Genomic DNA, 20,749 nt, shown 5'->3' on the forward strand with positions numbered 1-20,749 from the left:
ATGAACGCTGTTATGTGATCGTGGGTTTCTTTACTTTCCATTTTTTAAACAGAATTTAAACAACCAGTCGCTCTCGTTTTAACCTTCAGCCTGTATCGTTACGATTGAGGTGATAAACATTGATCGAAACAATTATTCAGACCGAAGGATTAACAAAAAAATACGGCGATCGTCATGCGGTTGATCAGCTTCGGCTTACGATTAACCGGGGGGACATCTATGGATTTCTTGGCCCGAACGGAGCAGGCAAAACGACAACGATTCGCATGCTGCTTGGTCTCATACGTCCCACTAAAGGCATCATACGCATCTTTAACAAAAACTTGCGTACACATCGGATGGACATTTTGCGAAAGGTCGGTTCGCTAGTGGAATATCCTTCGTACTATGCCCATCTGAGTGGGCAGGACAACCTTGAGGCTATTCGCAGAATCATCGATGTTCCGAAGTCGAGAATTGATGAAGTGCTCGCCATCGTTAGATTGACAAAGGATGCCCAGCGCCCAGTCAAAGGGTACTCGCTCGGCATGAAGCAGCGGCTTGGGATTGCTGCAGCCTTGTTAGGCAGTCCCGAACTGCTCATTCTGGATGAACCGACGAATGGACTTGATCCTTCCGGCATACTGGAAATCCGGGAGCTGATTAAGAGCCTGCCGTCTCAGCATGGCATTACCGTCCTTGTATCCAGCCATCTACTCAGTGAGATTGAACAGATGGCCACACGCGTAGGCATTATTCAGCATGGGCACATGGTATTTCAAGATTCAATCGGACTGCTGCAAAGCCGGGCGCAGCACCGCATCCGATTGGCCGTATCGAATCCTGCCAAAGCAACAAATTTGCTCAACACATCTGGGTGTATCGCGGAACAGCAGGAAGGAAGCGTCTTGATGAACTACATGCCTGACAGTCAGGTCGCCTCCGTCGTTGATTTGCTCGTCCATAACCAATTATCCGTGTACCGAGTTGAAGAACAGCGGCAGTCACTGGAAGAGATCTTCCTCTCAATGACTGGAGAGGGGAACAAACGATGATCGGGAAGCTGCTGTCATCTGACTTAGTGAAAATACGCCATACATGGATATGGCTGCTTATTGTCCTAGGTCCATTCGGCGTTATCAGCCTTCAAGCACTCAATTACAGCTTGCGTTATGACTACCTCGTATCCAAGCTGAAGGATCAAATATGGTTCGGGCTGCTTAGCGACATTAAAATGCTGGCTGTTCTTGCCCTATTGTTCGGCATAACGCTTGTCACTTCCTTAATCGCAAGTATCGAGCATCGCCAAAGCTCATGGAAACAACTGCTCGCGCTTCCTGTGTCACGGTTCAGCGTGTTCACATCTAAATATATCCTGAGCTTGTTCATGATGTTCACCGCATCGCTGCTGCTTGCTGTCGGATCTGTACTGCTCGGCCTTCTTCTCGGCTTCGGCACAAATATCCCTTGGCCCCTGCTGCTCAAGAACAGCTTCTATCCATTCTTAGCGGCTATGCCTATACTCGCATTGCAACTATGGTTGTCTACCATTATCAGTAACCAAGCCATTCCGCTTACTTGCGGAATTCTAGGCACGATCGTATGCGTATGGTCCATTAAAATGCCGGATTGGATGCCGTACAAGTGGCCGCTGCTCGTGAACGAAGCCCAAATTCCAGAATACTCCGTTATCGCAGGCATTTTGATCGGCTTCGTGCTCTTTCTGTTCAGCCTTGTTCACTTCATAAGAAGGGATGTGGATTGATGTGACAACATGGCTGCGATTATTCCAAGCTGAACGATTAAAGTTGGGCAAATCCAGTATCGGGCTGCTTGCCCTGATCAGTCCTTTGCTGTCCGTGCTCATCGGATTATTCATATCTGAGCAGCAGCCGCCCGAGATCCAGTGGCTCTACTTATGGTCGACGATGTCAACCACGCACGCGATCTTGTTCCTGCCGCTGCTGGCCGGTGTGTTCTCCGCATTTATATGCCGGTACGAGCATGCAGGAGGCGGTTGGAAGCAAATGCTCGCCTTGCCTGTGTCCCGCTCCAGCCTGTACTTGGCGAAATTCGCCCATGTTGCACTGCTGCTAGGACTTACACAAGTACTGTTCCTGCTAGGTGCAATTGCTATCGGCCTATTGAAAGGATATGCAGCACCTATCCCTTGGACTGAATTTCTGAGAGCCTTCTCCAATGGCTGGCTGGCAACCCTGCCGGTTGCCGCGCTTCAGCTGTTCGTGTCCGTATCATGGTCAAGCTTCGCGGCTCCGCTTGCTATTAATGTGATGCTGACACTGCCGAATGTGCTCATCGTCAATTCGGAAAAGTACGGCCCATGGTATCCTTGGGTACAGCCTGTACTCGCGATGAACGGCTTGGAAAAATACGGGGCATTCAATGTATCGGTTGGCACTCTTTTGTTCGTCATTGTCGGTGGATTCCTGCTCTTTCTAATTAGTGGACTTATTTATTTCAACCGTAAAGATATGTAGCTTTATGAGGACATCTTGCAAAGACATAGAAAAAAGAGGTAGATAGACATGGTCGTCTAATCTGCCTCTTTCTATATGATATGGGTTACACCCCATACATTTCATTTCAAATTTTATGACATTGGCGGTTGCTGCGAGGATGACTGCTGCGAAGCAGATTCTTCTGTTGTCACAGATTGATCCTCTGCAGGCTGCTCCTTACGCTTCTTGCCCATCTTTATAACTTTGCAGCAGCTCGTCCGCATCAATCTCATTTTTAATGCGACTTTTGTCATTTTTCATCCTTCAAACCTCTCTAGTTGAGTTCAGAATGTTACTGGTAACACAGGACTATACGAATCATAAAAAAAATTTATATTGGTGCAAAATAATGATCCTAAAGTCCTATCCGATTATAGCCAAACCCGTTTCATTCACGGAAAAAAGAGCAAGTAGGCAGCTATCACAATAGCTGGACAAGAATACAAAATCGTTGGACAGAAAAAAAGCAATCCTAGGATGTTACCTAAGATTGCTTCAAAGCGCTATTCATTTATCACCAAAGCAGAGTGATTTACGGTAAACAGCAATGGCTTCTCGTCATCGCTTTGCTGGTACAAAAAGATGCCGTACATATCATCCGCATGCCCATCTTCTGTGATTTCGGATTCTATTTCTGAACGAACTGAAGTGCCTAATGCGCTGCTGCGTGCAATCGCTTCTTGCGGAATTTTCTCAACAACTGCGTGCTTGTGCAGTTCCTTCTCTGAAAGATCCAATGCTGCGAATTGCTCAGACACAAGCTCAGCCTGTACAGCCGCCCATTGCAGAACACGCGATGCCTCTTCCTTCTGAAGCTGTCCGCTCCACCACACTTTGCGTGGTTTATATTTATGGCTCATATAGTAATCAAGCTTCATCAGCCCTAATGCCACGTGCGGCTTTTTGAGCCCATGTGCATTCAAGAAGGCATGCAAACGCACGAACAAATCTTCTAATTGATGGCCAATCTTCTGCCAGCCGTTTGCTTCCCAAAAGTCGCCGAATGCTTGGAAGAAATCAAACGGTGAATCGAACTCGGTATGCATCAAATACTCCATCGTCCGATCCATGCGGTGCGCGTTCCAATACTTTTCGAGTACGTCCTCCAGGCGCTTTAATCGTACGACATCACGGAACGGAAGCACGTCATTCGACAGCATTTCGTACGGTGCATGATCCATAAAGACATAGCCGTATTTCGCAGCATCCAGCCGAAGCCCTGTACCGCGCAGCATTTTCAAGAAGCCGAGCTGCAATTCCTCAGGACGCAATGCAAATACATCGTTGAACGTTTTGCGGAATGTATTGTAATCCTCAAGCGGCAGTCCTGCGATTAAGTCCAAGTGCTGGTCGATCTTGCCGCTCTCCTTCACCTTCGTTACGGTTCGCGTCAACTTCGTAAAGTTCTGACGCCGCTTCACGAGCTCATTCGTTGGATCGTTCGTTGATTGGACGCCGATCTCAAAGCGAAATACGCCAGGCGGTGCATTCTCGGCCAAGTAGTCAAGTACCTCCGGACGCATAATATCCGCCGTAATCTCAAATTGGAACACGCAGCCGCGATGATTCTCGATGAGGAACTGGAACATTTCCATTGCGTAATCGCGCTTGATGTTGAACGTTCGATCAACGAATTTAATTAGCTTCGCTCCGTTATCAATCAAATACAAAATATCGGCCTTCGTCCGTTCAATATCGAAATAGCGAACGCCAACCTCGATGCTGGACAAGCAAAATTGGCAACTGAACGGGCAGCCGCGGCTTGTCTCGAAGTAAACTACACGTTTGCCGAGGTTCGGAATATCTTCCGCAAAGCGGTGCGGAGACGGAATCTCATTCAAATCCAGCTTCGGCCGTGGCGGATTGATCACTGCCTCGCCCTGCTTATTCCGATAGGCCAACCCGAATACGAAATGATACTTCCCTTCATCTTCGAGCTCCCGCAGCAAATGAAGCAGCGTCTCTTCTCCCTCACCCATGACGATGAAGTCAACATCCGACAGCCGTTCCATCCATTCCTTCGTGTCATAGGACACCTCGGGTCCGCCAAGTACGATGCGGATCTCCGGCCGTACCTTGCGCAGCATGTTGACGACCTTAATCGTCTCCTCGATGTTCCATATATAACAGGAGAACCCAATCACATCCGGCTCTCGCTGGTACAAATCCGAGACGATATTCATCACCGGATCCTTAATTGTATATTCGGCAATGTCGACATCGAACTCGCCTTCACAATGTGCTTTCAAGCAGCGTATCGCCAGCGAAGTATGAATATATTTAGCATTTAATGTTGCAAGTACGACTTTCATTTAGATCTTCCTCTCATCAGGCACTACCTTACGTGACCGAGTTGCTCGTATCAGCCTATACCATTATAACCAAAGTAAAGACGGATCTCGACATTCATCCAAAAAACCACCATGAACAGAAAAGCAAAATGCCGACAGCTTGCTGTATTCTATACATGCTATAAAAAATGGATTATCGAATCATGCCGCCCGAATATACCATCGTCCATATCGGACGATTCCTCTTCTCTGTCATTCAAATCAAGCTATGCAATCGGTGTGCCGTTAGGAATGCGCTCATCTGCATGTAGAAGGACAACATCGCCTTCCCCGGGAACACCACCCAATACAAGCACTTCAGAATCAAAGCCTGCGATACGGCGCGGCGGGAAATTTACAATAGCAACGACCTGCCTTCCTACCAACTTGTCCGGCGTATACCGAGCCGTAATCTGTGCGCTTGATCGCTTCGTTCCGAGCGGCCCGAAATCAATCAACAGCTTAATCGCTGGTTTGCGTACCTTCTCGAACGGCTCTGCCTCCACGATTGTTCCGACACGTATATCGAGCTTCATAAAGTCCTCAATGCTTGCTTCTGCCTTGATTTGGTTCAGATTCAACTCGTGCATCACGTATCAACTCCTTATTCATACGCTATTCATTGCGTCAGATCTATTCCATATCGTAGCGACCCGCTTCTTCATCCCGCTGCTGGAAAAATTCAAGGAACGGCATGCCGAACTGCTTCAGCTTCGCTTCCCCGACCCCTTTAATACGGAGCATACGCGCTTCGGTCGTCGGCTGCATCTCTGCCATTTCCCGCAGTGTACTGTCATTGAACACGATGTAAGGCGGAACGCCTGCCTGGCTTGCCAGCTCACGACGAATAAGGCGAAGCTGCTCAAATATCGTCTCATCAATGGCAGTGCCCGCCTTCGGTTTCAGCGACTTCGCAACCCGCTGTTCAACGGTTCGCTTGCCCTTCAATACATCCGCAGCCAGCGGCAGCAGCCGCACGACCGGATACTGCCCTTCGCTAAGCTGCAAATACCCCTCGGCTATAAGAACATAGATGAGATCCGAAATTTCCTTCTCTGCCAAATGCCGCATTTCGCCATGCGTGGACAGCTTCTCGAATCCATACTGCATGACCTTCTTGTTGCGCGATCCTTTCAGCACGGAAGCTACCATCGATACGCCGAACCGCTCACGCATCCGATAAATACAGGAAAAGATTTTCTGCGCTTCAATCGTAATGTCAATCGATTCACGCTCATCCTTGCAGTTGCCGCAAACGCTGCAAGACTGCTCGCCTTCTTCCCCAAAATAGCGAACCATATAGTTTTGCAGGCACCCTGTCGTATAGCAATAATCGATCATCACTTGCAGTTTCTTATACTCATTCGCCTTCCGTTCCGGTGACGCCTCGCTTTGTTCGATGAAGAACTTCTGCGTCAATATATCCTGCGGATGGAACAGCAGCACGCATTCGCTTGGCTCGCCATCGCGTCCCGCGCGTCCTGCCTCCTGCACATAGGCTTCCATATGCTTCGGCATGTTATAATGCAGCACATACCGCACGTTGGACTTGTCGATGCCCATGCCGAACGCATTCGTCGCCGCGATGACACGCACATCATCATAGAGGAAGGCTTCCTGCATCTTCGCCCGCTCCTCATCATCGAGTCCAGCATGATAGCGGCCAGCGGCAATTCCTGCACGTCTAAGCGTGTCATAGATGTCCTCGACTTCCTTCCGTGTCGAAGCATAAATAATGCCTGATTCGCTCGACCGCTGCCGGACATAATCAAGCGTAAATGCCTTTCGCTCCTCGCCGCGCAGCACCGTAAACGCCAAATTGTCCCGCTTAAATCCAGTTACGACAAGCTCGGGTTCCAGCAGCTCCAAGGATTGCATGAGATCCTCCGTCACTTCCGGCGTCGCGGTTGCAGTAAATGCCGCCACAATCGGGCGCTCGCGACCGCTATGTACAAGCTCCTGAATGAAGGGTGCAATTGTCCGATAACTTGGACGGAAATCATGTCCCCATTGGGAGACGCAATGGGCTTCATCTACCGCTACCATGGATATCGGAATCGATTTCGCGCGCTCCCGGAACCATTCTGTCTCCAACCGCTCCGGCGCTACATAGAGCAGCTTAATGCGTCCTTCCTGGGCCTGCCACATCAGACGTCCCGCTTCACCCATCTCAAGCGTGCTATTGATGAATCCAGCCTTGACACCCAAGCTGTGCAGCGCGTCCACCTGATCCTTCATTAACGAAATAAGCGGCGAAATGACCAGCGTTACCCCAGGCAGCAGCAGCGCCGGGATTTGATAACAAATCGACTTGCCCCCGCCGGTTGGCATAATTCCCACCGTATCTTGTCCCGCAGAAAGATATTCAATAATTTTCCGTTGTCCATCACGGAAGCCATCGTAGCCGTATACTCGCTGCAATGCGCTTCGTGCTTGGTCCATTGTAAACATGTACGCAGACTCCTTTTCCCCGTTCCCTTGCGGCAACCTGTTGTTCTGTCCTTTATTATAACATGGGCTTTTCCTATGAGGTAATAGCTTCCACTTCACGGTTCCCTGCCCATATGCCTACCCTTTTTGCCTATTCTGAATAGAATCTGTCCGAACTTTCTGCTATAGTGATAGCATTCCATAGAACATGTCCTACAGCGCGCCATCAGCGCCATCTGTGAAGCGCACTGTTCTGTATAGAGTTGTCTACTCATCAAGGAGGTCTTACGAAATGCGTAAGCGAGAGAACCATAAACCGAGAAAAGGCCGGCAGAAGAATCAGCCGGCGAAAGCTTACCAGCCAGCCAAACCAACAAAACCACCCCATCGGACACCGCCGAAGGCTCGCGAATATACGGTTCAGGAACCAGCCGAATTGCTTAGCTTCTTATTAAATACGGTAGAAAATATGGGACGTAACTCCATCAAATCCGCACTTGCCCGCGGTCAAATCTCTGTCAATGGACAAGCCGTAACAGCCTATAATCATCCGCTTCAGCCCGGACAAGTTGTAAGCTTGTCCAAGGAGAAAATCGTTGAAGCTCCTCCCTTTGTCGGTTTGTCGATACTGCATGAGGATGACGATATCATCGTCATTCACAAGGAAGCTGGCCTGCTGTCCATTGCTTCCGAGCATGAAAAGGAAATGACAGCCTACCACCAGTTGACGACACATGTTCGTTTGCAGCATCCGAGCAACCGCATATTTGTTGTGCACCGTCTCGATCGGGATACGTCCGGCGTGATGATGTTCGCTAAAAAGGAAGACGTCAAACAGCTGCTGCAAAATAACTGGAAAGAGATCGTGCACGAACGTTCTTATGTCGCGCTTGTTGAGGGGAAGGTTCGCCAGCCGGAAGGCACAATTTCCTCTTGGCTGAAGGAAATGAAAACACTTAAGATGTATTCCAGTCCGTATCCAAACGATGGCCAGCATGCGGTTACGCACTACAAAACACTAGAAGCGAACAGCGCTTACTCCCTGCTGGAGGTTCATCTCGAAACGGGGCGCAAAAATCAGATTCGCGTTCACATGGAGGATCTCGGTCATCCGATCGTAGGTGACAAGAAGTACGGAGCCAAATCGAGAGGACTAGGACGTCTTGGTCTGCATGCGCGCATCCTGGCATTCAGCCATCCGACAACTGACGCGCCAATGCGATTCGATACGGGCATTCCGAAGCCGTTTACTCGCTTGCTGCAGCAAGACGGAGCGGCTACAAATAAAAAAGATCGCCGTTAAATCCAAATCAGCTCACGATTTATCACGGTATCGCGCTAGCGAACATCAAAAATAGCCGATCTCCTTAAAAAAGGAGGTCGGCTATTTTTTTACAATCGTTTGCTCATCTTATAATTAACCAAATCGATTCCTCTGCGCTGTACCGTCTGAGCTTGAATCACGCAAAACCCGTGCCGCTCGAAGAAGGGTCGTGCCGTAATACTTGCATCTGTTCTCATATCATCCAGTCCCAGATTCCTCGCTTCCTGCTCCAACTTGGACAACAATGCCGTTGCGACGCCTTGCCGCTGAACATCCTTATGAACATAAAGCCGATCCAAATACCCGTCAGCAGCCATATCGCTAAATCCGATCAATTCATTGTCCCGAATCGCTACATACGTAAGATGCTGGCTTAACGACTCTGTCCAGCGAGCCAGCTTCTCTTCCTGTTCATCGGCTGGCGCCCAGGCTTGTATTTGTGCTGCAGTATAATCTTTTGCATTGACGGTGTGTACCGTATCGTAAAATAAGGCGACTAACTGGTCGATATCCTCTACTTGAAATTGTCGTATATACATGATATTTCAAACTCCTTATTTTTTACCTTTGGCATGCGAACCGCCTCCCATCCATTATGAAGTACGCCAAATAATCTGTACATGTTACGGGGCCCGGTTATGCCTCTTTGCTATTTTTTTATGTAATTCCGTGAACCTGAGGTGTGCCTCCTGCCGTCTAATCGATGTGACGACATAACTGAGGAGGATTATGATGAACACGAATTCTAATAAATTAATTGCCGCTACAATCGCAGCAAGCGTAATGCTGACCGGACTTACCACGTTACCGCCGTATCACACCGCATATGCGGCGCAGCAGAAGAATCAGGAGAATAAAAAGCTCCCGTCTACGATTGCCGAGCTCGATCCGAAGCTGCTACATAAAATAAAGGAAGAGCTAAAGACGCTCATTCCCAAAAAAACAATCGAGCTGACAGCCCTTCATACTGTTAAGGAAAAAGAATATAGCTGGCTTCGTCCGAACGAGATTCTCTTAGAATCGAAAGACAAACGCGCCAACGTTCAGATCACAAATGACGTGTCATATCACATCGAAATCGAGTGGAAGGAACTTGAAGCCTCTCTTCAATCTACGATCCAAAAAGCCTTAAAGAACATGGATCCGAAGCGGAAATTCGTCATTAAAAAAGTAGAACGTTATAAAGATAACAGCGTAAACTATTGGGCATTTCGCGGCGAAGGCTTCTCTGGCTCAATTGACGCCATTACCGGGAAGTCTATTCGCACCACCATAGATTTTCAGCTTGCTAACATAGATCCAAAATGGAGCTCGCTTGCTAAAGAGACCATTGTGTCTCTGTCCGACGGAAAACATAAAAAGCTCTCAGACAAGGTGGAAGTTTCGATTGCCAGAAAGGACGGAAATCGTAAGACAGCACGATTCCGCGTTGATTTCACGCCATATGAAATCAATATCGATACTGCATCCTGTAGGCTGCTGTCCTTCTCTCTTCCCGGCTTCAATGATCATATTCCCGAAGAAATACGGAAGAAAGTGTTCACAAAGCCTCTTTACAGCAACGAAGAAGCCATAACAGCCGCCGGACCGATAGCCAAGCAGCACTTCCAAATTGACCTGGAAGGATATCAAGTAAACGTCACATATAATGTGTACACGTTCACGAAAAACGGTAGTCCGACCGTTACTGGATCGATCGATGATAAAGGGAAATTCGTAGGCATGTCAATCTCTGTACCATCAGGCTCGTAAATTGCCACTGCCAAGTGCCGCAATTTTTTTATTTTCCCGTGAACCTCGTCCCAACCTGGCGCCATCTAATGAGTACATTAACCAAAACCGATCGATCCAGAAGGATACCGAGCCAGGTTGAAAGGCTATCAGGTTAATGTGAAGAGGAGCAGTATACGTTCACAAACAAGGAAAGCCGAGCGTCTATGGTAAGATCAATGAAAAAGGGGACTTTTGGATTTTGGAGCATGTCGCTTATTGCTCCTACGGCCCCTAAGCTGCGCTTGAACAATGACGTATACTCCTACGTTGGCGATATCCGTTACCAATAGACAAGCCTATCAAACTATATTCAAGCAAAATGCATAAAGCGACTTACTATAAGAAGCTTGAATTCCAAGTTCAGATACCGATAAGCCGCATAGATCATTGAACAAACGCTATAAAGGAGACTATTATTGTGCAACAGCAGCTAGAACAGTTGGCAGCACAGGCTCGCCAAGGGGAAAAGGAGGCATTCGGAACGCTCATCCGAACCCATGAAGCTTCCCTGTACCGAGTTGCCAAGTCAATCGTGCATTCCGATGAGGATTGCGCGGACGCCATCCAAGAAGCCGTGCTGAAAGCATATCGATCGATTCATTCATTGCGCGAGCCGAAATATTTTAAGACATGGCTTATTCGGATATTGGTCAACGAATGCCGGGCATTGCTTCGCAAAAAGAAGAAAACCGTACCGTTTGTTGAGCTTCAGCATGCCAGAACCGAGACTGACGATTACGTGCATATTGAAACACTAGAGATCGTCAACGCTTTGGATGAGGATCTTCGAATTGTCGTCACGCTATTTTATCTGGAAGACTTGCCGCTTAAGGAAGTTGCGGATCTGCTGGATCAGCCCGTCGGCACGATAAAGTCCCGACTTTACCGGGCGCGAAATAAACTGGCGGATATGTTCAATATCCATAACGGCAGCGGAAAGGAGCTTATGATCTGAATGGATTCACATGTAGACAAGCAAATCCGCGAACGGCTTGCCGCTGATCTCGGCTCTGGAATTCCCAAGCTCGTGAAATCGCGATTGGAACAAACGCTTCACTCGCTGGAAACCGAGCCTGCGCCTGCTGCGGAACTTCTTGATATACGCAACAGCCTGCACAGCAAACGAAGACGCAAAGCTTGGTATGTCGCCGTGTCGGCCCTGCTCATCATCAGCGGGATATTAGCTTCGGGCTTCATTTCACCCGTTATGGCCGAAACGCTCAAAAAAGTGCCCTTTATCGGGCAAATCTTCGATTCGCTTGGCGATGACCTGCTGCAGCATGCCAATCGGAACGGCATGTCCGTTCCCGTGAATCTTAGCGCGACGGACAACGGCATCACATTGACCATTACAGAAATATTGTACGACGGCGCTCAAATCAAGCTCGGGTTCAAGGAGGAATCGCAGGCGGAGCTTCCTGTTATTACGCCTAACTATCAAAGATTCGAAATGCCCAATTTGAGCAGTGACGACCCGACGATATCTTGGATCTATGCCATGACGAAAACACAAGCCAAGTCCCCGACCGAGCATTTCGGCATTTTGACGTTCGGATCAATGAATGGCGAGATACTGGAGCAAAGCGACAAGATTCCGGATAACTTTACCCTCTCTTTTACGATCAAGCAGGTCGGTGACGTTAACGGAGTTAAAGGGAACTGGGAGTTCCATGTTCCCATCAAGCTGAATAACGCGCCTACCAAAAAAATATCGGTCATGGAAACAAAAAAAACGCTGGACGGGCGCGGCTATATCACGCTGCAATCCGTTATCGCTTCGCCGCTTGGCACGGAAATCCGGTTTTTGACCCAATCCAGTCAGACTGCCCGCAAAGCTAATAGTCCCGATTTCACAGGGCTTGACATCAGCTTCCTCGTCATAGACGAGAACGGCAATGAGATTGCATGGGAAGGAGGACGCGGCAGATATAGCGGAACGCGGCCGAAGAATGCAGAGTACGAAATGCTGTATCAGTATGCGCCACTGGCCGAGCATGTGAAATCGATCCGCTTCCTGCCTGTCGGGAGAGCAAATCGGTACGGGGATGTAGCCATTCCGTTAGACCTAAACGCTCTGCCATGCAAGCTGCAGCAAGGCGATATCGGTTCCGTTACTGTAAAGAGCCTAATGTTCGAACAGGACAAAACAATTGTCCATTATGATATTAAAGGCGATTGGCCGTCAGCTCAGTCCCAAAGGCTTGTATTCATTCAAGGCAAGCAGAAACATCTTACTTACAAATGGAACACAAAACTATTGAGCAAAAGCAACGGGATACATTCCTATGTTAGCGAGTATGAGCCCATGGATAAAAATCAGGAGATTAAATTGTATACACCCAAGATGACCAAGCCGATTTTCTTTAAGGAGCTTGAATTCCAAATCCCAATACGGTAAAATCCGATAAAGTACAAAAGAGAAGTAAGTTTCGACAACTCCTACTATTCATTTCAGTTAGAATCATTCATAATGGGGATGAGATGGAGTCAATTCACATCTTACCGATCTATTTGCCGCACGGGGGTGATACGATGACTGAGCACATGGAGAACCAGGGTGGTGCTGAAGCTGCAGAGAGTAAGAAAGTGAGCTTGGCGGATGCCGCGAAGCGCATGCTGCAGCAGAAGAAGCAAGCCCAAGGGAAATCGCAAGGCGTGCACAAGCATCATGAGTCTGGCCAACCGACAATGAAGAGCCAGCATACGAAGAAGACGAACAACCAGCGTAAACGCATGGGTGTGTGAAACCGTGGAGGGGCGAGCCTCAGAGCTTTATGTTCTGAAGTTCAGCCCCTCTTTCATGTATAACCTGCATCCGATATCCAATTGCACCAGAAACTTTGCTGCAACCCCTCCAATAATGGTATATTGAGAACATACTGAGAAATGACTTCAGATTATGAATTCAAGGAACAGAGGTGGCTACCCATGGTAAATTTCGAGCAGCAATTAGAAAAGTATGCTGAACTTATTGTAAAGGTCGGCGTCAACGTACAAAAGGATCAGGATGTATTCGTAAACAGTTCTATCGAAGTCGCTCCACTTGCCCGCCTCGTTGCTAGCAAAGCATATGAAGCAGGCGCACGCAACGTACATATCGATTGGTCAGACGAGACTGCTACTCGCTTGAAATTTGAGAAGGCATCTGACGACGTGTTCACCCAATTCCCAGAATGGGAAGCAATGAAACGCAACTCTTTCGTCGATAAAGGTGCTGCATTCATCTCTATCGTCTCTTCCAGCCCAGACCTGCTGAAAGGGGTCGATCCACAGCGTATCGGCAACAACCAAAAAGCATCTGGACAAGCACTGGAGCATTTCCGCCGCTGCGTACAAGCGAACAAAGTAAGCTGGACGGTCGTTGCAGCCTCTTCTCGCGATTGGGCGGCAAAAGTATTCCCTGGCGTAGCTGTAGAAGAAGCAGTTGAGAAGCTGTGGGAAGCGATCTTCACATCCATCCGTTTGAATTCGGATAATCCGGTTCAAGCTTGGACGGAACATAATGAAAACCTGCATAAAAAGGTTGAAGTATTAAACGGCAAGCATTTCCACAAGCTGCACTATACAGCTCCTGGAACAGACCTGACGATCGAATTGCCAGAAAAGCATCTGTGGGTAGGCGCAGGCAGCGTCAACGAGCAGGACGTGCCGTTCATGGCGAACATGCCAACAGAAGAAGTATTCACGGTGCCTCATAAGTTAGGCGTTAACGGCTATGTGTCCAGCACGAAGCCGCTTAGCTATGGCGGCAACCTGATCGATAACTTTAAAATCACATTCGAAAATGGCCGCATTGTAAAGGTAGAAGCCGAACAAGGCCAAGAAATCCTGCAGCAGCTCGTCGACACAGATGAAGGCTCACATTTCTTGGGCGAAGTGGCGCTTGTGCCGCATCAATCTCCAATCTCCGAATCGAACATCTTGTTCTACAACACGCTGTTCGATGAGAATGCATCCAACCACTTGGCGATCGGAAGCGGCTATGCATTCAACGTAGAGGGCGGAACGAAGATGTCCCAAGAAGAGTTGGAAGAGAGCGGCGTGAACCGCAGCATTACGCACGTAGACTTCATGATCGGTTCTGCGGACATGGATATCGACGGCATTCATAAGGATGGGACAACAGAGCCTATCTTCCGCAAAGGCAACTGGGCAATCTAATAATGGCATATGCAAAGCAGTAGAAGCTTCCCGCTTCTGCTGCTTTTTTTATCGCAATCATGTATTGCTCTCCGCTCCATACCTGCCGCATAATGGGAGAATAAGACAGAAGCAAGAAAGAAGATCGGTTGCCGTTTCTTGCATGCTGAATCTAATCATTTGGAATTCGAGGTGTTCCCCTCCATGCGCATATGGCATGATTTCAAGCAATTCCTTCGAGTAAAAGGCGCTCTGCATCTCGTCCTTACCCTGTTCCTGTACGGCATCGGCATGGGGATTCTGGCCCCAATGAACGCGATTTATTTGCGGGAATCGTTAGGGCTCGGCAAGGTAGAGATTGCATCTATTTTTGCAATTTCCCTGTTTCTGAACATGGTGCTTACGATTGGTGTCGGCATGATTAGCGATTCTATGAAGCGCAAGAAGACAATTCCCCTGCTCGCGTCTATTGTCTGTATGATTGGCCTCGTCATCTATATGAATGCAGACAGCTATGTACAGGCGCTAATCGGGATGGCTCTCGCCACTGCCCCTTCTGGGATGATTATGGGGCAGCTATTCGCGATGGCGCGAAATCATGTTACGCGGCTTGCTCCTGATATTGTGGAGATGGCGCAAATCTGGATGCGCGCCACGTACAGCGTTGGCTTCTTTACCGGGCTACTCGTCGGCGCAAACTTATACTTGCTGGCGACGTTCCACGGGGTACTGTGGGGCAATCTTGCCGGATATGCTTCCTTGTTCCTGCTGCTCTTGTTCTACAAGGAAATTACGCTCGATTCGTCAGCAGCATCCGCCAAAGCAGGCGAACCCTTTTCACTCATCATGCTCTTTGCCATCCTGCTCCTATCATGTGCTGATGCCATACGCGGCTTATACTTGCCGCTTGTTGTGAACGAGCAATTCGGCGATCCGAGATTGATGTCCTTCATATGGAGCATACAAGCCATATTCGAGCTCCTGTTCATGACGATGGCGGGCTATTGGGCCGCCAAGTATGGCAGCAAACCCATTATTATGTTCGGAGGGTTGTTCGCACTTATAACTTATATTGCTTATAGCACAAGCGATTCCTTGACGGTGTTTTTCCTTATGCAGCCGTTGTATTCTTTCTTTGTTTCCGTTTTATACGGTGTCGCAATGGGCTACGTGCAGCGCATGTTCATACATAAGGCAGGATTTGGTGCCAGTTTATACGTGTTCATTTCGCAAACGGCTTCTTTAATCGGCTACTTCCTGCCGCTCTTCATTGATGGTGTCACGCCGCAAATCTTCTGGATTCCAGCCGCGCTTATCGTTGCTTCCATGGGGTTGATGACAAGTGCGCTTTATACGGGACGGCAACAGCTATCAGCCTAAGCATACGTAAGGAATAGAATGAATCATGGACTCATTTATAGATACTATTTTCCTTCACTATCTCAATAAAAAACTAAAATAGCATGGGGAGGCAGCTCCATGCTATTTCAGTTCTTCATTCATCAAACCTGACTTGAAAGTTGTGCCTCCACTGTCTCATCGCGATTAATGAGAAATGCAGATTCATATAGGAAAAGAATCGCACTTACCCATAAAAAAAGAGAGGGCACTACTCCCTCTCCTGCCATTTCTATTTAATTTGCCTTGGCATGCGCAATGATTTGCTCTTGATGACTCCATAGGAGATGACGCAGATTCGATTTGGAGCCCTCGATGAAATAGAACGGAATCTGATTCTGCTTCGCGATTTCAACACAATCCCAATAGGCTTGATGCGAGGTTGCCGTAAGCAAAAGGAATAATGCGGATGAGCGCTTCAGATCGTGGAAGATCCGTTTCGGATTTTTCCCATTCTCATGCACCAGTTCGGCCCCTGTCTCTGCAACCACTTCTTCAAACCATTTTTTGAGTCCGCCGACAATGGTAATTTGATGCCCTTTCAGGAATGGCTCTGGTTTCTCGTACTCCTTCTTCGCCTGTGCCTTCGCTGCACGCGCTCCAGCTCCGCCTTGACCTTGGCTCCCATTCATTGCTGTGCGTTTCGCTTCAAGTTCTAATCCAGGCTGAGCCCGATATAAGCGGGATAATCGTGCTACTTGCTTCCCAATCTCTACGTTAAATGAGCAAGGATCCCCATCCTTCGGCGTACGAATGGCCACATCCCGCTCATGCAGCGGGAAGCGGCTCTGTGGATCATTCAGGTCAACACAGTACCAGGTGAAATGCTCTCCGAGCTGTACATAGCCATCATATTGAATAATAGAGCTGTTGCTGTCATCTCCTTGCAGGAGCAGTTCAATATCGTACTGCGTTGGATCATGCTGCTTCGGACGGCACAGCACACCAGCCTCATGCTGCAATTGGTGCTGAAGCACTAGACTTTCCGTAATGTTGAATGTTTGACCGGTCTCCAATACAATGTAGCCGCCATGATCACGGCGGAAGAACGTGCCATTCACTCCGCTCTCGTCTGTCTCGTCGGACAGTTCTGCATCCGTAGCCATTATTGCATAGGGCTCAGTAAAATTGCTACCTGCTTCCCGCTCCGAAAGCGCTGTACCGCTGCTCTCTAACGCACATGCCGACTCTGCATATGGGATCGATTCATGTCTTTGATGTTCCTGCACAACATTCAATTGACCTTCCGGCTGTGCCTTGCCAGAATGGGAATGCTCTGGAGGTGTAACAGACCGTTCAGGAGAGTGCTCACTTCGCTCTTCTATAAATTGCTCAAGCTCATCAATGAGCTCCAGTGACATACGGATTTTCTGTCTTCCGTCCTTGCCAGAATGCATGGCTGCGTGGCGAGCCGCATGAAGTGTATCCTCCACATCGGCATATAACAGTTGAATCAATTCCTGAACCGACGAGGTTAATGACTTAGGACGCAGAACTTCCGCTTTTGCGGCGGCAGCGGATTTTTTCAACTGCATGCACTGCCGATTCAATTCATCGTTGTCCGCTCGCAGCACAGTAAGCTGCCTGCGCAATTGTGTCAGCTTCTCCTCTTGGCTATGCAATTCATGACGAATGAACTCCGTCTGTTCTTCCTTGCCAGCAATCTCTTGCTGCATCAACTCAGACTCCTTCAGCAGCTTGCTCCGTTCTTGACGGCTCAGCCGAAGCTCCTCGTGAAGCTGTGTGATTTGCGCTTCTAATTCTTGAATATGTACATCCTTGTCCTGCTGCACTTGCTTCAGCTTCTGCTCGACATGCTGAAGCTGGAGTGCTGTATCAGACAGTTGACGATTTAAGCGATGAATCTGCTTCTCCGTCTTGCCTAGCGCGTTCTCCGCCTGCTTGCGCAAATGTGCTTCATGATTCAGTTTCTTCTTCATTTCTATCAATCGGTGTTCCAATTCCGTTGAGGGTTCAGAAGTATCAACAGCCGGTGCTGCTTCTTCTAATAGAGAGGATGGTTCACTTGCCATATGCAACACAGCCTCAGCAGGGAATTCTGTAATTAATCCTTCCCTACTCTCCAACTCTTCCATGGCCTGGTTCCAAAGTGACTCTTGCTCGGTTCTGCCTGGATGAAAATACAATGACCAATAGTAATGCCAAAAGCCGTGTTCTGCCACAATGGACTCCTGCCGTGTAAGAAACGCTTCCAGACTATTTTCATCTTCCTCTTCTAAGATGACCATGAGTTGCTTGATTATTGACGTGATTAGTGTATATTTTCGATTAAAATGATCCTGTCTTGATTTTACGTATTTGCGAATCTCTTTAATAAATAATATGGTGGGCATACTTTTCGAAGTGCGAACCGAGGGTAAATGCAGGTCTATCGCCATTTCTCGCCTTGCCGCACTCGACATTTCCTTAAATAGAGCTACCAGCTTATCCATTGATATCGTTTGGGTCAGCTCTTCTTCTATAAAATCTTTGTACTTTTGTACCTCTTCGGCTAATTCAGTTCGCATTGATAACCCTCCCTGGATAAAAGTCAAGATGTCATTCATCTGCCGTTCATTGAACTCGATGTAATCCCTAAGAAGAGTTTTCATAAAATAAGATTTCTAAATTAACACTTGCTATTATTATAATTTATATCATAGAGAACGTAGATTTCAACTGCTCCTGCAAGAAAAGTAATCGCCCTTTTCCGCGCTGAGACCGCCTTTCTTCCTCTAATGCTGTCGATTTGTATTCCTTGAAGTCAACTCTAAGCTAATTTCGTCGAATTATAGAAAATCTGTCGCAAGCCCATCCATTTGCTATAATGAATGCAAAGAACACACTAAGGGAATCAATGGGAGGGGTATTGAACATGGCCTATTTTGCAGCAATTCTGGAAATGCAGGACGAAAGTAAAAACTTGACGTATCGCCCAAATCATTTAGAATACTTGGAACAACTCGGCAAAGAGGGGAAAGTATTCGCGAAGGGGCCGTTTGGTGACGGATCAGGCGGCATGGTCATTTACATTGCCGAGAATTTAGAGGAAGCCAAGCAACTTGCCGAGAACGATCCTTATATACAAGAAGGCGTACGCAAATTGGACTTGCGCGAATGGAAGCTCCAGCTCGTTCAGGCATAATTCGCTTCATGCTTCGTTATTCGCAATCATGCCCCACTGGTTCGCCCCGGTGCGGGCATGTTCTTCTATATTAGGAAGGAGATGAACTTGTATGAATCAGCAATGGAATGTAGGAATTGTGTTATTTGATGATGTTGAGGTGCTGGACTTTGCAGGCCCTTTCGAGGTGCTGTCAGTTACAACCTATCCCGATCAAGATCCTGACACGACTGCCTTAAAACCATTTCAAGTGCGCACGGTATCGGAGCACGGCAATATGATTACCGCACGTAACGGACTGAAGGTCGTTCCTGACTTCAGCTTCTGCAATGCGCCGCATTTTGATATCGTCATCGTCCCTGGAGGGCTCGGAGCAAGAAAACGGGAACTCCATAACCCGCACATGATCAAATGGATTCAGGAGCGAATGCGCACTGTCGATTATATGACCTCAGTATGCACAGGAGCACTGCTGCTTGCGGAGGCAGGCCTGCTGAATGGGAAGCGTGCAACGACGCATTGGGCCAGTTATGATCTGTTAGCAAATAAGTATCCAGAGGTTGAAGTCGTACGAGATGTAAAGTTTGTTGCAGATGGCTCCATCGTGTCATCCGGAGGCATTTCCGCTGGCATCCATATGGCCTTCTACCTTGTCCAGCAGCTTCTTGGCGCGGAGGTTGCCCGAACAACTGCGAAAGATATGGAATACGACATTGTATTCGACTCAAGCAGCAGCGCAACATGAAAATTGATCGCTTGCTATCCATAGTCATTCTCCTTATGAATCACAAGCTGGTTCAGGCCAAGGAACTGGCTGACCGCTTCGAGGTATCCGTAAGAACGATTTATCGGGACATTGACGCGATCAACCAAGCTGGCATCCCCATCGTCACGTATCAAGGAGCCGGCGGCGGCATCGGTCTGGCGGAAGGTTACCGGCTTGATCGAAACCTGCTGACGAACGATGAGCTTGCCGCTATTGTGACTGCGCTGCAAAGCATCTCCTCCTCCCACCCAAGCACCGACAATGAACTGCTTGTTGAGAAGCTGAGCAGCATTGTACCGCCAGCAGATTCAGCGCAGTTCCAATTGAAGACGCAGCAGTTTTTAGTAGACTTCTCCCCTTGGGGCAGCAATGGCGTGCAGGAGCAAAAGCTGTTGAGGCTGAAAAATGCGATTGAGCAGCAGCATGCCGTCACGTTTACCTATTGCAACGCCGGCGGGAAGGTATCCGTCCGCACCGCTGAACCCTATACGCTTGTACTGAAGCAACAGCGTTGGTATCTGTATGCATACTGCAGGCTGCGTGATCAGTTCCGCCTGTTCAAGCTGCTCCGCATGAAAGACCTGCACGTAGAAGCCCAGATCTTCGAGCGGCAGGAGGTTGCTGTTCATGACCTTCCTTGGGATCAAGAGTGGCATGCCCCGGAACGTACGGAAAGGGTCGTCCTTCGCTTCGATGCTGAGGTGCGTCATATAGCGGAAGAATGGTTCGGCGTGGAGGAGTTGCAGGAAGACGTCGAAGGCACCGTAGTGGCATCTGTTCCGTTCCCGGTTGACAACTGGCTATACGGCTTTATTCTGAGCTTTGGCAATCATGTCGAAGTGCTTGAACCGCAGTTCATTCGACAGCATATCAACCAAATCGCGGCTCGTATTGTTGAAAAATATGAAACGCAAAATGGAACCTGACAGAGTGTTGTCAGGTTCTCTTTTTTATAATGAAGCCATC

19 protein-coding genes are annotated in these 20,749 nt (G+C 48.3%); 13 read left to right on the forward strand and 6 right to left on the reverse strand.

Annotated features, from left to right (window positions below; all coding sequences use genetic code 11):
* Positions 1–119: 119 nt before the first annotated feature.
* The 3 genes from NO352_RS17130 to NO352_RS17140 are packed head-to-tail and all read left to right on the forward strand — an operon-like array spanning position 120 to position 2,477.
* The gene (locus tag NO352_RS17130; RefSeq protein ID WP_289356227.1) at positions 120–1,034 is read left to right on the forward strand and encodes an ABC transporter ATP-binding protein; all 915 of its coding nucleotides are present in this window, start codon (positions 120–122) and stop codon (positions 1,032–1,034) included.
* Positions 1,031–1,744: an ABC transporter permease gene (locus NO352_RS17135; RefSeq protein WP_005548736.1), complete on the forward strand. Its 714-nt coding sequence runs from the start codon at positions 1,031–1,033 to the stop codon at positions 1,742–1,744. Before NO352_RS17130 ends, NO352_RS17135 begins: the two co-directional genes overlap by 4 nt.
* Position 1,745: 1 nt before the next feature.
* Positions 1,746–2,477, forward strand: coding sequence for an ABC transporter permease (locus NO352_RS17140; protein WP_289356228.1), 732 nt, complete (start codon positions 1,746–1,748; stop codon positions 2,475–2,477).
* A gap of 113 nt (positions 2,478–2,590) precedes the next feature.
* Here NO352_RS17140 and NO352_RS17145 read toward each other — a convergent pair whose 3' ends face one another.
* The 4 genes from NO352_RS17145 to recQ all read right to left on the reverse strand — a co-directional run bounded on the left by NO352_RS17145 (position 2,591) and on the right by recQ (position 7,279).
* Positions 2,591–2,752, reverse strand: coding sequence for a hypothetical protein (locus NO352_RS17145; RefSeq protein WP_289356229.1), 162 nt, complete (start codon positions 2,750–2,752; stop codon positions 2,591–2,593).
* A 249-nt stretch (positions 2,753–3,001) separates the two neighbouring features.
* On the reverse strand, positions 3,002–4,810 hold the full coding sequence (locus NO352_RS17150; RefSeq protein WP_289356230.1) for a B12-binding domain-containing radical SAM protein: 1,809 nt from the start codon (positions 4,808–4,810) through the stop codon (positions 3,002–3,004).
* A gap of 245 nt (positions 4,811–5,055) precedes the next feature.
* Complete coding sequence (gene csaA / locus NO352_RS17155) at positions 5,056–5,418, reverse strand: chaperone CsaA (protein ID WP_005548744.1); 363 nt, start codon at positions 5,416–5,418, stop codon at positions 5,056–5,058.
* 43 nt (positions 5,419–5,461) lie between these two features.
* Positions 5,462–7,279, reverse strand: coding sequence for a DNA helicase RecQ (gene recQ / locus NO352_RS17160; protein WP_289356231.1), 1,818 nt, complete (start codon positions 7,277–7,279; stop codon positions 5,462–5,464).
* 271 nt (positions 7,280–7,550) lie between these two features.
* Here recQ and NO352_RS17165 point away from each other — a divergent pair, with 271 nt between their 5' ends.
* Entirely contained in the window at positions 7,551–8,561 is a 1,011-nt protein-coding gene (locus NO352_RS17165; RefSeq protein ID WP_289356232.1) for an RluA family pseudouridine synthase, read from the forward strand.
* 89 nt (positions 8,562–8,650) lie between these two features.
* Here NO352_RS17165 and NO352_RS17170 read toward each other — a convergent pair whose 3' ends face one another.
* Entirely contained in the window at positions 8,651–9,121 is a 471-nt protein-coding gene (locus NO352_RS17170) for a GNAT family N-acetyltransferase (protein WP_289356233.1), read from the reverse strand.
* A 193-nt stretch (positions 9,122–9,314) separates the two neighbouring features.
* On the opposite strand from NO352_RS17170, the gene NO352_RS17175 reads away from it, so the two are divergent.
* The 6 genes from NO352_RS17175 (at position 9,315) to NO352_RS17200 (ending at position 15,875) form a co-directional block, all read left to right on the forward strand.
* On the forward strand, positions 9,315–10,334 hold the full coding sequence (locus NO352_RS17175) for a hypothetical protein (protein ID WP_005548749.1): 1,020 nt from the start codon (positions 9,315–9,317) through the stop codon (positions 10,332–10,334).
* 439 nt (positions 10,335–10,773) lie between these two features.
* On the forward strand, positions 10,774–11,310 hold the full coding sequence (locus tag NO352_RS17180) for a sigma-70 family RNA polymerase sigma factor (protein ID WP_005548751.1): 537 nt from the start codon (positions 10,774–10,776) through the stop codon (positions 11,308–11,310).
* Positions 11,311–12,753, forward strand: a complete 1,443-nt coding sequence (locus NO352_RS17185; RefSeq protein WP_289356234.1) for a DUF4179 domain-containing protein — start codon at positions 11,311–11,313, stop codon at positions 12,751–12,753.
* Between the two features lie 134 nt (positions 12,754–12,887).
* Positions 12,888–13,100 (forward strand): hypothetical protein, encoded by a 213-nt coding sequence (locus tag NO352_RS17190; protein ID WP_005548755.1) that lies wholly within the window; start codon positions 12,888–12,890, stop codon positions 13,098–13,100.
* Positions 13,101–13,283: 183 nt separating this feature from the next.
* On the forward strand, positions 13,284–14,516 hold the full coding sequence (locus NO352_RS17195; protein WP_005548757.1) for an aminopeptidase: 1,233 nt from the start codon (positions 13,284–13,286) through the stop codon (positions 14,514–14,516).
* A 183-nt stretch (positions 14,517–14,699) separates the two neighbouring features.
* Positions 14,700–15,875 carry an MFS transporter gene (locus NO352_RS17200; protein WP_005548759.1) on the forward strand — a complete coding sequence of 392 codons (1,176 nt, stop codon included), beginning with the start codon at positions 14,700–14,702 and terminating at the stop codon, positions 15,873–15,875.
* A gap of 254 nt (positions 15,876–16,129) precedes the next feature.
* Here NO352_RS17200 and NO352_RS17205 read toward each other — a convergent pair whose 3' ends face one another.
* Positions 16,130–18,421, reverse strand: coding sequence for a hypothetical protein (locus NO352_RS17205; RefSeq protein WP_289356235.1), 2,292 nt, complete (start codon positions 18,419–18,421; stop codon positions 16,130–16,132).
* Between the two features lie 347 nt (positions 18,422–18,768).
* Here NO352_RS17205 and NO352_RS17210 point away from each other — a divergent pair, with 347 nt between their 5' ends.
* The 3 genes from NO352_RS17210 to NO352_RS17220 all read left to right on the forward strand — a co-directional run bounded on the left by NO352_RS17210 (position 18,769) and on the right by NO352_RS17220 (position 20,709).
* Positions 18,769–19,038, forward strand: coding sequence for a YciI family protein (locus tag NO352_RS17210; RefSeq protein ID WP_005548762.1), 270 nt, complete (start codon positions 18,769–18,771; stop codon positions 19,036–19,038).
* A gap of 91 nt (positions 19,039–19,129) precedes the next feature.
* The gene (locus NO352_RS17215; protein WP_005548763.1) at positions 19,130–19,762 is read left to right on the forward strand and encodes a DJ-1/PfpI family protein; all 633 of its coding nucleotides are present in this window, start codon (positions 19,130–19,132) and stop codon (positions 19,760–19,762) included.
* The gene (locus NO352_RS17220) at positions 19,759–20,709 is read left to right on the forward strand and encodes a helix-turn-helix transcriptional regulator (protein ID WP_005548764.1); all 951 of its coding nucleotides are present in this window, start codon (positions 19,759–19,761) and stop codon (positions 20,707–20,709) included. Before NO352_RS17215 ends, NO352_RS17220 begins: the two co-directional genes overlap by 4 nt.
* Positions 20,710–20,749: the final 40 nt, after the last annotated feature.

The sequence above is a fragment of the Paenibacillus sp. S-12 genome (assembly GCF_030363895.1).
Classification (GTDB): Bacteria; Bacillota; Bacilli; order Paenibacillales; family Paenibacillaceae; genus Paenibacillus_B; species Paenibacillus_B alvei.

Excerpts from the sequence above, each read along its gene's own strand:
- csaA (WP_005548744.1), bottom strand. The coding sequence starts at position 5,418 with ATGCACGAGTTGAATCTGAACCAAATCAAGGCAGAAGCAAGCATTGAG.
- NO352_RS17185 (WP_289356234.1), top strand. The coding sequence starts at position 11,311 with ATGGATTCACATGTAGACAAGCAAATCCGCGAACGGCTTGCCGCTGAT.
- NO352_RS17165 (WP_289356232.1), top strand. The coding sequence starts at position 7,551 with ATGCGTAAGCGAGAGAACCATAAACCGAGAAAAGGCCGGCAGAAGAAT.
- NO352_RS17210 (WP_005548762.1), top strand. The coding sequence starts at position 18,769 with ATGGCCTATTTTGCAGCAATTCTGGAAATGCAGGACGAAAGTAAAAAC.
- NO352_RS17205 (WP_289356235.1), bottom strand. The coding sequence starts at position 18,421 with ATGCGAACTGAATTAGCCGAAGAGGTACAAAAGTACAAAGATTTTATA.
- recQ (WP_289356231.1), bottom strand. The coding sequence starts at position 7,279 with ATGTTTACAATGGACCAAGCACGAAGCGCATTGCAGCGAGTATACGGC.
- NO352_RS17170 (WP_289356233.1), bottom strand. The coding sequence starts at position 9,121 with ATGTATATACGACAATTTCAAGTAGAGGATATCGACCAGTTAGTCGCC.
- NO352_RS17200 (WP_005548759.1), top strand. The coding sequence starts at position 14,700 with ATGCGCATATGGCATGATTTCAAGCAATTCCTTCGAGTAAAAGGCGCT.
- NO352_RS17195 (WP_005548757.1), top strand. The coding sequence starts at position 13,284 with ATGGTAAATTTCGAGCAGCAATTAGAAAAGTATGCTGAACTTATTGTA.
- NO352_RS17145 (WP_289356229.1), bottom strand. The coding sequence starts at position 2,752 with ATGACAAAAGTCGCATTAAAAATGAGATTGATGCGGACGAGCTGCTGC.
- NO352_RS17175 (WP_005548749.1), top strand. The coding sequence starts at position 9,315 with ATGAACACGAATTCTAATAAATTAATTGCCGCTACAATCGCAGCAAGC.
- NO352_RS17150 (WP_289356230.1), bottom strand. The coding sequence starts at position 4,810 with ATGAAAGTCGTACTTGCAACATTAAATGCTAAATATATTCATACTTCG.
- NO352_RS17220 (WP_005548764.1), top strand. The coding sequence starts at position 19,759 with ATGAAAATTGATCGCTTGCTATCCATAGTCATTCTCCTTATGAATCAC.
- NO352_RS17215 (WP_005548763.1), top strand. The coding sequence starts at position 19,130 with ATGAATCAGCAATGGAATGTAGGAATTGTGTTATTTGATGATGTTGAG.
- NO352_RS17190 (WP_005548755.1), top strand. The coding sequence starts at position 12,888 with ATGACTGAGCACATGGAGAACCAGGGTGGTGCTGAAGCTGCAGAGAGT.
- NO352_RS17135 (WP_005548736.1), top strand. The coding sequence starts at position 1,031 with ATGATCGGGAAGCTGCTGTCATCTGACTTAGTGAAAATACGCCATACA.